The organism is Providencia sp. PROV061 (assembly GCF_011045655.1).
In the GTDB taxonomy this organism is placed as follows: domain Bacteria; phylum Pseudomonadota; class Gammaproteobacteria; order Enterobacterales; family Enterobacteriaceae; genus Providencia; species Providencia hangzhouensis.
This window is the reverse complement of the sequence record NZ_CP042861.1, coordinates 2,823,818-2,836,856: the sequence shown is the minus strand read 5'-3', so window position 1 is coordinate 2,836,856 and position 13,039 is coordinate 2,823,818. Positions and strand designations below refer to the sequence as shown.

Here is a 13,039-nt window from a genome sequence, read left to right as displayed (position 1 = left end):
ATGAATAGTAGTGTTCTATGGTAGCGCTATCTAGTTGAATCTTTCATTTTCGTGATAGCGCTATCATTTTAAAAAAATATAGCGAGCAAATATGAAATGAACACACTTCTCTGCTGATTAACAAATTCAACCTGTGGTAAGTTAACTAGGACTGGTGATATTGACTGTTTCTTTAGATTTAATAGAACCATATTGGCTATTTTTAGCGCATTTAATCTAGAACATGAGAAAAAGCAAAAAACATGCTTGATTCGAATGAAAATTGACCATCAAAGATCAATAACCTTAGGGTTAATAATCAGTTTAGGCTAAGTAAAAGTATTACATGCAAAAAATACGAAAAAGAAAAAATACAGGGCGAGTCACGTTGCAGGACGTCGCAAAATTCGCAGGCGTTGGGTCCATGACGGTATCTAGGGCTTTGCGTACACCCGAATTAGTGTCTGATAAGTTACGTGAAAAAATTAATGCTGCTGTTGAAGAACTTGGTTATATACCTAATTCCGCAGCAGGTATTTTAGCGTCAGGCCAAAGCCGTACCGTTGCTGTTTTAATTCCGTCTTTGCGTGATAATGCCAGTTCAGTTTTTCTGCAATCTTTACAAGAAGCACTGAACAAAAATAGTTATCAAGTTGTTATTGGTAGCCATGATTACCAGCAAAAAAAAGAGTCTGAGGTTTTATCGACATTATTGCAGAGTAACCCCGCAGCTTTGATTGTTTTTGGGGCGATAAACTCAGAAAGCGTTTCGAATTATTTGAAGAATTTAGATATCCCTGTAGTCAGTGTTGCGGGGGAATCTAATCATCCAGTCACGTTGAACATAAAAAGTAACGTTGGAGATGCGGTTAATTTTTTAACCAACTATATGTTACAAAAAGGGTATAAGAAGATAGGTTATATTGGTGCTCAAATGGACAGTAAAATGCAAAGTCAGCAATTAAGTGGCTGGAACCGAGCGATGCTGGCGTATAACCAAAGTGCAGATCAAAGTATTACAACTCCGTATGTCGCAACGATGGATTTTGGTCGTCAGGCAATTAGTGAGATGTTGACCCGCCAACCTGAGCTTGAAGCTGTGATTTGCAGTCATGAAATGATTGCACTTGGTGTCATTTTTGAGTGCCAAAGACGTTTAATTCAGATACCAAAAATGTTAGCAATTGCTTGTGTTGAAGGTACTTCAAATTGTGATCATATCCATCCGTCACTGACATCTGTGCGAATTGATTACAGTAAAATGGCACGAGAAACAGCGAAAAGGCTACAAAAATGGCTTGCAGATGTCGATTGTGACTTTGTTGAACGTAAAGAAGGGGTTGTTTTCCCATATAAATTTGAAGCAAGACAAAGTGCGTGAAATATAATTTATCGTATGTTGATCACGTTTTCTTGAATTTCTTGCTTATCCTTAAGTGAATAGGAGTGCGATAGCTCTCTATTTTGACGGTCAAAAAGATGTTTTTTTTTCTCTCGAAATAAGATTGTAGACTGGGTCACTATATCTTTTTTATTCTCTGTTAATGTATGAAAACTGTAAGTTAACGGGGGTTAGCTCCGCGAGAATTTTATTAAATACTTGCACTATTCTGTTGTATTAGTCATTAACAGGGGAAAACAATGAAATTACTAAAAACAGTTATTTCCACCACAATTCTAGTTTCTTGTGGTGCGATGGCAACAATGTCGGGTTCCGAAATTCTGAAAGTACAGGATGGAGGAACTCCGAATAAAGTTTACACTTCGAACAAGCCGACCATTAAAGTTGCAACGTATAACATTGGTAAAAATGAGTTGTCACCTGATGTCAGTAATCTTGATGAGCTAAATAAGGCGATTGCGAAAATAGATGCTGATGTGATTGTTTTAACTGAAATTGATAATAAAACCGCTCGTAGTAAAAAAGTTCACCAGCTAGAAGAAATAGCTAAAGCCAATAAGATGGATTTTGCTTTTGGTAAGGCATTAGATTTTGATGGTGGAGAGTACGGTGTAGGAATTTTATCAAAATATAAAATTGATAAATCTAAAGTAATTAATTTACCTTCTGGTGATGCAGAACAACGGGTTGTATTAATATCTCAAATATCAAAGCCAGGTTTTGATGCACCAATTATTGTGATGGGAACACATCTGGATTGGCAGAAAGATCCAACCATTCGCATTGGGCAAGTGCGCCATATTTTAGATGCGAGTATTGGGGATACAGATACGGGGTTTGATAATATTGCGGCCTCAATAAAAATATTAGCGGGAGATTTCAATTCAACAGCTAATGAACAGCCTATCCAAGAAATTCGTTATATGTGGAACCCAGTTGAGTTTAAAGGTGTTGATTATCGTAGTTGGCCAGCGGTAAACCCAGCCATAGACATCGACCATATTTTTACATTTAAAGGGCAAGTTTGGGATGTGAAAAAAATGGAAATTCCAACGGATAGTAAAGAGTTTCAATGGTCAAGTGTTAGCGACCACCTACCTATAATTGCTGAATTAGAGCTACAAGAGCAATAAACACTTACAGAGAAATTTTCGATAAAAGGCCTCATTTGGTTTGTAGGCCTTTCCAACTGTAATGCTAAGTTAATTGCCTAGTATTTTTTTCCTTTCAATATAGCGTTTTTCAGCTATTTCTAAATAATACTCAACTGTTGAGTATATCTGCTGCCGCTGTTCTGCTAATTGTTGTGATGCATCTAATATTGCGCTCGTCTGCTGTTTAAATACAGTAAGAAAATTTTGAATGCTGTCGAAGTGACCTACGACGTTAGCATAGTAAAACTGGTATACATAAGATTCCTGAGAGTGGCTTAGATCTACGTTATTTCTGATGTTATTAGTTGCAAGTAATAGTAATTGAGTATTTGTCATGGTTAACCCTTTTTCTTTGGAAAGCAATGCTACATGAGATAAAAAAAATATTTTGTCAAATTTAGCCGGATAATTTTATGTATTGGTTAAATGCATCAATTATCCTAGGAATATTCTGTAATTTTGATTGGTCAGATATATCAAAAATTGTGTAAAAGAAGAGATATAGAGGCATTCAATGGTAAATTACAATATGCATATAGTTAAATATTCTTATGTTTCTTAAGGTGGGTTGATGGTTTTAACTATTTTTTATCATATGGTTAACGTCGTTTTAATCAATTTATTTGTTATTTTTGTTTTATTAATCAATTGATTAGGTTGCGTTGCATTTTAACGGGTACTATAAAATTGCTAATTTAGCCTGAAATAAAGATACTCGTTAACGATATGCTAAAAATTAAGCTAAGAGATGATGCAAATTAATATGTTATTTCGTAGTGAATTGAATTTTAGGTATTTTTTGTTTTTATAATATCTAAATAAGCTAGATGAATTTTAATTGAAAATAACGGATTTATTATTAATTAATTCTATTTTACGCTTGCATTGAGTGAAAATACTCATTAAGTGGGTTAATTAACATTTAGACATGACTATTATTGAATTGAATTGTTTTATTACATATTTTTGTTTATTTTTGTTAAGTTATGATAAACAGTTAAGGCTTATTATTGTTTCTGTTTTTGGGTAATTGAAACTATTTTAGTTAAAAAAATACAAATTGAAACAGTTAATGTTTCGAGTACTATTTATATTCTTAGTTTAATACTGGTATACTTACTCATTAGGTGTGTAAAATAAAGTATAAATACGAATAGCCCATATCAATCTAATTGTACTTATTCGCTTTGTTGGTAGCAGTTATCTGGGGTAATAATTAGAAAAACAAGTTATCTAATAAGGTATTCTTATATAGATAAGGTTGGTTGTTATTAAAATAATTATTATTTATTTACAATTGGCTGAAGATAACTGCTTAAGTATATTTTGGGGCGAAATTATTAGGTCATTTTGGTCAATTGGCTTGTTATTGAATAAATGAGAGCTTAGTAATATGAATATCATAAAGTTGCTCACAATTTTATTGTTAACTGGGGGCTCTTTTATCTTAGGTGTGACATTGAACTATACCCCTACACCTGATCTTGTGAAAATGGCTAAGAGTAGCGTTGAAGACTATTTATCTTATCCAGAATCTGCTTCATTTAAAAATGTGAAATATAATTTTATTCGCCAAACTGCGGATAAAGGGGATTTAGGTTATGTATGTGGCGAAGTGTTTCGAGTTAAGAATGCAAGGCTAGAAGGCTATAAAAAATTCATTGTGAAAGCTTACAGTGATAAACAAGGGAAGGTCTCCTTGTCTATTCCAATGGTCGAGGGAGATTACGATTTGGTACCAAAGGAAATGGTCGATTCGTTATGGACAAGATATTGCTTCTAAAAGTGAGCTATAGCGCAGGTTTTTCTATTAAATTAAGCTCGATAAGCAAAACGAATTCTATTAAAGAAAGCCGGTTTACGGCTTTCTTTAGTCCAAATATTACTTGAGTGTCATATCAACGTGATTAACCTTTTAATTCTCTAGCACATTGTTGCAAATGCAAGAAAGAGGCGAATCTTGTATCATGGCGGTTTTTATATGCTTCATTGGTTTGGTAGGTTAAGTCGATAGCACTAAATTGGTCCATAGCTTGCGAGACATCTTCACAGACTTTCCCTGCAACGGCACCAAGGATAGCAGAACCTAGCAATACTGGTTCACTGGCTTGTGTTGAAATCACAGGAACGCCACAAGCATCAGCAAGTAGCTGGCGGATCAACGGGTGCTGTCCTGCACCGCCACTAACAACAATATTTTCAATAGCAGCACCATATTTTGCTTGTGCTTCAATGATTTGTCGTAATCCATAGCCAATTCCACACAGACCAGCAACATAGAAAGAAAGTAAATTTTCCATGCTGTTATCCATGGTTAATCCAGCAATGACAGCTCTGGCATGAGGGTCAGCAAAAGGTGCTCGATTCCCTAAAAATTCAGGAACCACATGTATTTTTTCAGCTAGTTCAACAGACTGTGATGGTGACGATGATTTTTCTAATACTAAATCCGCTAACATCACAGGCAAGGGTTTACCTTGCTCTTTTGCCGTAAGTTTTGCTTGTACTGAAGCGGGATGTAAGGAAAGTAACTGGTCAATTGCAGCACCAGCCGCACTTTGGCCTCCTTCATTTAGCCACATGCCCGGTACCATTGCACTGAAATACGGACCCCATACACCCGGTATAAATACGGGTTCTTTAGTCGTTGTCATCGTGCATGAAGATGTGCCAAATACGTATGCCATATTAGCGGTTGCATCACCATTTACGCCAACGGTACCAATACCGCCTGCATGAGCATCTATCATGCCTGCAGCGACAGGTGTCCCTGCTAGTAATCCCATTTGTTGGGCTGCGGTTTCCGTTAAGCCTTCACCACAAGGCGTTCCTGGTTCTACAATAAGCTGACCAATACGTGCGAAGTTTTCATCGGCAAGTTCAGATAGACCAATCTGTTGAAAGTAGCCTGCATCCCAACGTTTTTCATGGGCAAGATATGTCCACTTACAGGTAACTGTGCAAGTTGAGCGAGCTAAGGAGTTAGTTGATTTCCAAGTTAAAAAATCGGCTAAATCAAAAAATTGCCATGCGTTATCATAGGATTGACGTAAATTTTCTTTTAGCCATAAAATCTTAGGCGTTTCCATTTCGGGCGAAATCTTACCGCCAACATAGTTTAGAACAGGGTGCTTTAATTGATTAATGCGCTCAGCTTGTTCTGTTGCACGGTGATCCATCCAAACAATAATATTGCGCTCAGGGTCATTCGATGGGCTAACCGTAATAGGATGTTTATCTGAACCAATGACAACCAGTGAGCAGGTTGCATCAAAGCCAATACCTGCAACTTGTTGTGGTTTTACTGTTGATGATGCTATCGCTTGCTTGACACAATAACAAACCGCTTCCCAAATTTCGTTACTTGATTGCTCAGCGAAATTGGCGTTATCACGGAAGAGCGTAATATCGCGTTTGGCAGATGCTAACATATTGCCGGACATATCAAAGACCCCGGCGCGTGCACTGCCTGTGCCAACATCGATACCAATAACGACTTTATCGTTATCTTTTAATCGTGCATGTGAATTATTCATTTTCCCTCCAAGGTGCTAACTGCAATGAATTGCGAGGTGACAAGTTAGAGATCAACACTGTTTGGCACAATAACAAGGTCACGAATAGTGACATTGCGTGGGCGAGTTAGCATAAATAATACGGCTTCAGCGACTTCAATCGGTTGCATTAAGCTACCATTTGCCAGAGCTTCTTCCATTTTTTCTTTCGGCCAATCATCGAGTAAGGCTGTCACTACAGGGCCAGGTAATACCGCACCAACACGGATACCATGTTCAGAAACTTGGCGGCGAGTTGAATGGACGAAGGCTTGGACAGCAAATTTTGATGCGGTGTAAATTGGCTCCCAGATCACTGGGACTACACCTGCAATTGAGCTGGTGAATAATACATCACCTGATTTTTGGGCAATAAAATGAGGTAGCACTGCGCGAACACAACGGAAGGCCGCATTAATGTTTAAGTTTAAAACTTTATCCCATACATCTGGGTCACCCTCAGCAACAGGGCCGCCAATATAAGCACCGGCATTAGCATGGAAAATATCTAAGCCGCCTGCTTTTTGTAAGATGGCATCTAACATTCCATCAACTTGTTCTGGCTTCATTAAATCGACTACTAATGGAATCGCATTTTCACCTAGTTCCTCAACAAGTTGGTTTAATCGCTCTTCAGCACGGTCAATTAGAACGACTTTTGCACCCGCCTTGATCAGTGTACGCGCGCATTCAAGCCCGATACCTGAGGCAGCTCCGGTAATTGCTGCGACTTTGTTCTCAATAGAAATAGCCATAATTTACTCCAATCGGATATTTTAGCGAAATGTAAGAATGAAAAGCGTCTGAAATTAATGGAATAGCAATGAGTCACAACGATGGATAGGTGGCTACATGCGATGGATTGATAGTATTTATTTTGCAGTTTATCAACTCATACATCATCAATTCCAATTTTGCTCAATCGATGTAGCAGTATTGCGACTTTTCGACTTTGGTGTCAAGCTAGTAAAAAATGGAGATAAGAATCTGTGACAAAGATCAGACAAAATAAGAAAACAACGATCTATGACCTTGCCGAATTAGCCGGGGTTTCAGCGAGTGCAGTGAGTGCAATACTCAACGGTAATTGGCAAAAAAGGCGAATTAGCGCACAACTTGCGGAAAAAGTGATCCGCATCGCCGAAGAACAAAGTTATGCAGTTAACAAGCAAGCCAGCTTATTGCGCAGTAATAAATCCAAAATAATTGGTATGTTGGTTCCGAAGTATGACAACCGCTATTTTGGCTCGATTGTCGAGCATTTTGAAGAAATGGCGCGTGAAAGGGGGCTGTTTCCTATTATTACTTGTACGCGGCGTGACCCAAAGTTAGAAATAGAAGCTGCACGCGCAATGATTTCTTATCAGGTTGATTGGTTGATTTCAACAGGGGCAACGAACCCAGATAAAATTACTGAAATTTGCCAAGCTTCGGGGGTTTCGACCTTAAATTTAGACTTACCGGGCTCGTTGGCGCCTTCGGTTATTTCAAATAACTATCTTGGCGCAAAAAATTTAACCCAACGTATTTTAAGCAAAAATAAGTCTCAAACATCAATAAATGAAGCCTTAATTTTTATTGGTGGTCGTGAACATGACCACAATACACGTGAACGTATTCGTGGGTTTATTGATGCGCATAATGAAAAAGGTATCACGGTTCCACAAGAAAATATTTTGGCTTGTGGTTATGCCCCCGAAAAAGCTGAAAAAGCACTCTCACAGTTTTTTGAACAGAATAATGATGATCCACAGAAAATAGTGAAATGCGGTTTGTTTATTAATTCAACTATTTCATTAGAAGGGGTTATTGATTGGTTAGGTAAAAAGGGCTATATCGGTTCACAGCAACCCCACTTAGGCTGTTTTGACTGGGATCCTTTTGTTGCTCTTTTAGGTAATGACATCGAAATGGTCAAACAGGATGTGCCAACGATGTTAAATCATATTTTTAAGTTGATAGATAATGAAAATAGCAAAGCACAATTAATTGAAGTGTTACCTGTGGGGGTGGTTAAAGAGTGATATTAAGAAAGTGCCGCTTATCGTTGGTGACCAATAAGCGGCGGAAGGTCATTATTTATTCAGTGTTGTAACCAATAATTGGTGGCGTTGGTTATAGAATTTTGTATAAGTCATATATCCAGCCAGTATGGTTGAAAGGCTTGCTGTACCTAACAACATAAAAGTCACCATAATCTGGTACTTAACAGCTTGTAATGGGTCAACTCCAGCGAAAATCAACCCAGACATCATGCCCGGTAAGCTGACAATTCCCACTGTTTTGGCAGAATCTACCGTTGGGATCAATGATGCTCGGATACTGTCACGAATAATAGCAGCGGAAGCAACTTTGGGCGTTGCCCCTAAACTAAGCATTTCTTGAATTTGTTGTTGCTGGCTTGAAAACCGTTGACCAAGGTTATTAAAGCATAACCCTACCGCAATCATGGCGTTACCCGCAATCATTCCAGTAATAGGAATTACCTGCATAGGCGTAAATGCGATGGCATTGGTTAATATCAGAATTAACAATGTAAGAAATGTGCCAGAGGTAATGGCAATTAATGCAGTAACATAAATTTTATCAATATATTTGCTTCTTTTCTTAGCGTTCCACGCAGCATTGACACAAATAAACATCACCAATGCAATCGTGAGCAATTCGTGATCAACATTAAAAATATATTTTAGAATGTAGCCAGCGATCAATAGTTGAATAATCGCTCGGCAAGTACTCCAGATAATATCTTTTTCAAGGGATAGTTTTTCTTTATGGCTAATAAAAATAGCCACTAAGACTAACAGGATTGAAAAGGTTAAGGATTCATTGGAAATAGTTGGTTGATGCACAGTGATATCCTATTATTCGTTGTGATGAACAGGAAGGGTGATAACTTCATTAGTATGAGCGATTTCATCTTGGTCATGAGTTACCCATAGCACGCCTATTTTTTTGTCACTCGTTAAATGATGGATAAATTCATTCACTATAATTTTGTTTTCTTCATCAAGGGCACTGGTGATTTCATCTAATAGCAAGACTTGCGGAAGAAATTGTAAGTTTCTAATAAGAGAAATACGCTGTTTTTCTCCTCCAGAGAGTTCATTGATCCCTTTATCCAAAATAGATTCATGTAGAGAAAATTGGTGCAAATCACTGATGACTTTGTCTTTATTAAATGGCAACTTTCGAATTTGATAGGGAAAAACGAGGTTGTCATACACAGCTTGCCCAAATAAAGTGGGCGTTTGAGTACAGTAAGAAACCTGCTGACGATAAGTTTCTGGGAGGATGGTATTGATATCTTTCCCTTGAAACTTAATCGTTCCTTGAGTGGGTGAAATTAACGAGGCCACTATTTTTAATAAGGTACTTTTACCGCAGCCGGAAGGACCCGTAATCAGTTTAAAGTCGCCTGCCTGTAAGTTAATCTGCACATTATCAAGAATTGTTTTTTGCTCAATGCTATAGCCAATGTTACTAAGTTGTAATAGCAAGTTGCTTTGTTCCATATTATCAATGACCTATAAATTAAGTGCGCAGCATTTAGTGTAAATGATATTCATTCAATATCTTACTCAATAATACAGCGCTGATATTGTTCAATATCAATTTAGATATAACTAATATTATGCGCCAATTAATTGAAAAATTATAGGGGAAGAAAAAATACACTTCTAATGAAGTAGGACAACGTAGATGAGTTCTAGGAAAGATTTGTACAGTTGAAAATAAAGCACAAATATTCATTCAAATTATTATTTTGAACATATGTGCATTCAGAATTTAGGATGGTATTTAATTTGAGAGATATCTCTTTTTTTTACATAAATAATATAGAGTTTAACTAGTGATAATATTATATTAATAATACCAAGTAATCTAATCTGCACTTAATATTTTGTTGTCTCTCTAAGGCAACACTATATTTATTTCATCTATATATTAAATATCACATCATGACATTAAGGAATTAAAATGAAAAAATTTAGTGGCTATAACACCAACTTTTCACTTGATGGCAAGGTCGCTTTAATTACAGGGGGAGCTGCAGGCATTGGGTTGGCGATTGCTCAACTGTATGTCGAAAAAGGGGCTAAAATTGCCTTAATTGATAAGTCAGATAAAGTAGTGAAAATTGCAGAGAAATTAAAAAATTCAATTGGTATTCAATGTGATATCACAAATTCTGAGGCGGTTTCTCAGATGGTAAAACAGGTTGTTGAGCATTATGGTACATTAGATATTGTCGTCAATAGTGCTGGAATTGTAGCGCTTGCTCCCGCTGAAAATTTAAGTGAGTCAGACTGGGATTTAACCATGAACGTGAATTTAAAAGGGACTTTTTTGGTTTGCCAAGCTGCAGGTAATATCATGATTAATAATGGAAAAGGGAAGATTATTAATATGGCATCACAAGCAGGCGTGATTGCCCTAGACCAACATGCAGCCTATTGTGCGAGTAAAGCAGCGATTATTGGTTTAACCCAAGTATTAGCACTTGAATGGAGCCCTAAAGGGATACAAACCAACGCCATTTCACCAACTATTGTGATGACAGAACTGGGCAAAAAAGCGTGGGAAGGTGAAAAAGGTGATGAAATGAAAGAAAAAATTCCTGCAAGGCGTTTTGCGGAACCGTCTGAAATTGCCGCATGTGCATTATTTTTGGCCAGTGATGCATCCGATATGATCACCGGACATAATTTGGTTATTGATGGTGGCTACAGTATCCAATAGTGATATTTAATAATGAATAAAGTGAGTATTAGTAGCGACTCGCTTTATTTATTATTGATGATTTTATTTAAATAAAAAATAAGCCAAATAATATAGGTATTATTTGGCTTGTAATAGAAAATTACAAAGTAGGATAACAGATATTAATTATTGCTATATCAATTAATCATTAGGTTTTAATAATGAAAGCGACATAGTAATAAGCTTTTCTACGGTGAAACCAAAATATTCAAATAATTGGTTTGCAGGAGCTGACTCCCCAAAGCTATTCATTCCCATGACCAATCCATCAATTCCTACATATTTACGCCAGTAATCACTGATACTGGCTTCGATAGCAATACGGTGCCGAACGTGATTGGGTAAAACGCGCTGTTGGTACTCTAAGGGTTGTTGGTCAAAGGTATCTGTTGAAGGCATCGAAATAACATTCACATTAAACCCTTGTTCAGTCAGTTGTTTCCAAGCTTCAACCGCTAATGTGACTTCAGAGCCTGTGGCAATTAATAGTAATTCAGGGTTTTCACTATTACTGCGCAAAATATATCCACCATATGCAATATTGGCGAGTTGTTCAGTTGTTCGCGAATATTGTATTAGGTTTTGCCGCGATAATATCAAGGCGGTTGGCGTATGTTTCGCTAAGATAGCTTGTTGCCAAGCCACCGCTGTTTCTACTTGGCAACAAGGGCGCCAGACTGACAAATTAGGTGTTGCACGTAGTGAAACAAGTTGCTCAACAGGTTGGTGCGTTGGGCCATCTTCACCTAATCCAATGGAATCGTGAGTATAAATGAGTATTTGGGGCAATTTCATTAATGCGGCCATTCTCACGGCATTTTGCGCATATTCAGAGAACATCAAAAAAGTTGCTGTGTAAGGGCGAAAACCGCCGTGTAATGCAATTCCATTAGCAATGGCGGTCATACCAAACTCTCTGACGCCATAGTGAATATAGTTGCCAGAAGGCTGTTCATTAATTGGCAGTGACCCAGACCAATAGGTGAGGTTGCTTGGGGCTAAGTCTGCGGAACCACCGATTAATTCAGATAAAACAGGGCCAATAATATTGAGTGTATTTTGTGACGCTTTACGTGTAGCTATCGTTGCAGGGTTTTCATTTAATTGTTGAATGAAGTTATCAATGATATCTGTAAATTTTTCAGGAAGTTGATTGGATAATCGCTGCGTTAGCTGCTCGGCAAGTTCTGGGTATTGTTTGGCATATTCTCGTAATGCTTGCTCCCAACGTAATTGCTGTTCAGCACCATGTTCTAGGGCATTCCAAGGCTGGTATATTTCATCAGGAATAACAAAAGGAGGGTATTCCCAGCCGAGTTGTTGACGAGTCAGCGCTATTTCGTCTTGCCCTAATGGAGCACCATGAGAATCGGCTGTCCCGGCTTTATTGGGAGACCCATAACCAATAGTGGTTCTGCAAATAATGAGGGTTGGTTTCGAGGTTTGTTGGCGAGCTTGTTCAATGGCCGCTTTGATTGCAGGCCGAGAATGTCCATCGACTTGGCGAATAACATGCCAGCCATAAGCTTCAAAACGCTTTGCGGTATTATCAGTAAACCAACCTTGAGTATTACCATCAATAGAAATACGGTTATCATCATAAAAGGCAATGAGTTTATTGAGTTTTAGCGTTCCTGCTAATGAACACACCTCATGGGAGATCCCCTCCATTAAGCAGCCATCACCTAAAAATGTGTAGGTATAGTGGTCGACAACGGGGAAACCAGAGCGATTAAACGTAGCTGCTAGGGTTTTTTCTGCTATTGCCATACCAACCGCATTGGCGATGCCTTGTCCCAGCGGGCCTGTCGTGGTTTCAATGCCAGGAGTATAGCCTAATTCAGGATGACCCGGTGTTTTGGAATGGAGCTGGCGGAACTGTTTTAAATCATCGATAGATAAATCATAGCCCGTTAAATGGAGCAAGCTATAGAGCAGCATCGATGCATGGCCGTTTGATAAGACGAAGCGGTCACGATTAGGCCAACTCGGGTCAGCAGGGTTGTGCTGTAAGTAATCTCGCCATAGGACTTCGGCAATATCAGCCATTCCCATTGGGGCGCCGGGGTGGCCTGAGTTGGCTTGTTGTACGGCATCTATTGAAAGAAATCGAATGGCATTGGCTAATTTATTTTGTGGTTGAGTGGACATTACAAAGCTCCCAAAGTAAAAGCGCCTAAAGTAAA

11 protein-coding genes are annotated in these 13,039 nt (G+C 38.1%); 5 read left to right on the top strand and 6 right to left on the bottom strand.

Annotation, left to right across the window (positions count from 1 at the left end; all coding sequences use genetic code 11):
* Positions 1 to 325: 325 nt before the first annotated feature.
* Both FVA72_RS12865 and FVA72_RS12860 read left to right on the top strand, forming a co-directional pair.
* The gene (locus FVA72_RS12865; protein ID WP_004263493.1) at positions 326 to 1,360 is read left to right on the top strand and encodes a LacI family DNA-binding transcriptional regulator; all 1,035 of its coding nucleotides are present in this window, start codon (positions 326 to 328) and stop codon (positions 1,358 to 1,360) included.
* 260 nt (positions 1,361 to 1,620) lie between these two features.
* Positions 1,621 to 2,514: an endonuclease/exonuclease/phosphatase family protein gene (locus tag FVA72_RS12860; RefSeq protein ID WP_094961234.1), complete on the top strand. Its 894-nt coding sequence runs from the start codon at positions 1,621 to 1,623 to the stop codon at positions 2,512 to 2,514.
* Between the two features lie 69 nt (positions 2,515 to 2,583).
* Here FVA72_RS12860 and FVA72_RS12855 read toward each other — a convergent pair whose 3' ends face one another.
* Entirely contained in the window at positions 2,584 to 2,871 is a 288-nt protein-coding gene (locus FVA72_RS12855) for a hypothetical protein (protein ID WP_094961235.1), read from the bottom strand.
* Positions 2,872 to 3,928: 1,057 nt separating this feature from the next.
* Between FVA72_RS12855 and FVA72_RS12850 the strand changes: the two genes are divergently transcribed.
* Positions 3,929 to 4,318, top strand: a complete 390-nt coding sequence (locus tag FVA72_RS12850) for a hypothetical protein (RefSeq protein ID WP_004263505.1) — start codon at positions 3,929 to 3,931, stop codon at positions 4,316 to 4,318.
* A 124-nt stretch (positions 4,319 to 4,442) separates the two neighbouring features.
* Here FVA72_RS12850 and FVA72_RS12845 read toward each other — a convergent pair whose 3' ends face one another.
* On the bottom strand, positions 4,443 to 6,071 hold the full coding sequence (locus FVA72_RS12845; RefSeq protein WP_137019039.1) for an FGGY-family carbohydrate kinase: 1,629 nt from the start codon (positions 6,069 to 6,071) through the stop codon (positions 4,443 to 4,445).
* A gap of 44 nt (positions 6,072 to 6,115) precedes the next feature.
* A complete protein-coding gene (locus tag FVA72_RS12840; RefSeq protein WP_004263513.1) occupies positions 6,116 to 6,844 on the bottom strand; it encodes an SDR family oxidoreductase in 729 nt (242 codons plus the stop codon).
* A gap of 234 nt (positions 6,845 to 7,078) precedes the next feature.
* On the opposite strand from FVA72_RS12840, the gene FVA72_RS12835 reads away from it, so the two are divergent.
* On the top strand, positions 7,079 to 8,113 hold the full coding sequence (locus FVA72_RS12835) for a LacI family DNA-binding transcriptional regulator (protein ID WP_110591585.1): 1,035 nt from the start codon (positions 7,079 to 7,081) through the stop codon (positions 8,111 to 8,113).
* A gap of 51 nt (positions 8,114 to 8,164) precedes the next feature.
* On the opposite strand, the gene fetB is transcribed toward FVA72_RS12835, so the two are convergent.
* Positions 8,165 to 8,941, bottom strand: a complete 777-nt coding sequence (gene fetB, locus FVA72_RS12830) for an iron efflux ABC transporter permease subunit FetB (RefSeq protein ID WP_036958648.1) — start codon at positions 8,939 to 8,941, stop codon at positions 8,165 to 8,167.
* A gap of 12 nt (positions 8,942 to 8,953) precedes the next feature.
* Positions 8,954 to 9,604 (bottom strand): iron efflux ABC transporter ATP-binding subunit FetA, encoded by a 651-nt coding sequence (gene fetA, locus FVA72_RS12825; protein ID WP_004263526.1) that lies wholly within the window; start codon positions 9,602 to 9,604, stop codon positions 8,954 to 8,956.
* Positions 9,605 to 10,070: 466 nt separating this feature from the next.
* On the opposite strand from fetA, the gene FVA72_RS12820 reads away from it, so the two are divergent.
* Positions 10,071 to 10,832, top strand: coding sequence for an SDR family oxidoreductase (locus tag FVA72_RS12820; protein ID WP_110591586.1), 762 nt, complete (start codon positions 10,071 to 10,073; stop codon positions 10,830 to 10,832).
* 162 nt (positions 10,833 to 10,994) lie between these two features.
* Here the strand turns inward: FVA72_RS12820 and tkt are convergent, their stop codons facing one another.
* Complete coding sequence (tkt, locus tag FVA72_RS12815; protein WP_110591587.1) at positions 10,995 to 13,004, bottom strand: transketolase; 2,010 nt, start codon at positions 13,002 to 13,004, stop codon at positions 10,995 to 10,997.
* Positions 13,005 to 13,039: the final 35 nt, after the last annotated feature.

What these genes read in the sequence shown, in the direction of transcription:
- tkt (WP_110591587.1), bottom strand. Translation starts at nt 13,004, where the DNA reads ATGTCCACTCAACCACAAAATAAATTAGCCAATGCCATTCGATTTCTT.
- FVA72_RS12820 (WP_110591586.1), top strand. Translation starts at nt 10,071, where the DNA reads ATGAAAAAATTTAGTGGCTATAACACCAACTTTTCACTTGATGGCAAG.
- fetA (WP_004263526.1), bottom strand. Translation starts at nt 9,604, where the DNA reads ATGGAACAAAGCAACTTGCTATTACAACTTAGTAACATTGGCTATAGC.
- FVA72_RS12855 (WP_094961235.1), bottom strand. Translation starts at nt 2,871, where the DNA reads ATGACAAATACTCAATTACTATTACTTGCAACTAATAACATCAGAAAT.
- FVA72_RS12840 (WP_004263513.1), bottom strand. Translation starts at nt 6,844, where the DNA reads ATGGCTATTTCTATTGAGAACAAAGTCGCAGCAATTACCGGAGCTGCC.
- FVA72_RS12865 (WP_004263493.1), top strand. Translation starts at nt 326, where the DNA reads ATGCAAAAAATACGAAAAAGAAAAAATACAGGGCGAGTCACGTTGCAG.
- FVA72_RS12845 (WP_137019039.1), bottom strand. Translation starts at nt 6,071, where the DNA reads ATGAATAATTCACATGCACGATTAAAAGATAACGATAAAGTCGTTATT.
- FVA72_RS12850 (WP_004263505.1), top strand. Translation starts at nt 3,929, where the DNA reads ATGAATATCATAAAGTTGCTCACAATTTTATTGTTAACTGGGGGCTCT.
- FVA72_RS12860 (WP_094961234.1), top strand. Translation starts at nt 1,621, where the DNA reads ATGAAATTACTAAAAACAGTTATTTCCACCACAATTCTAGTTTCTTGT.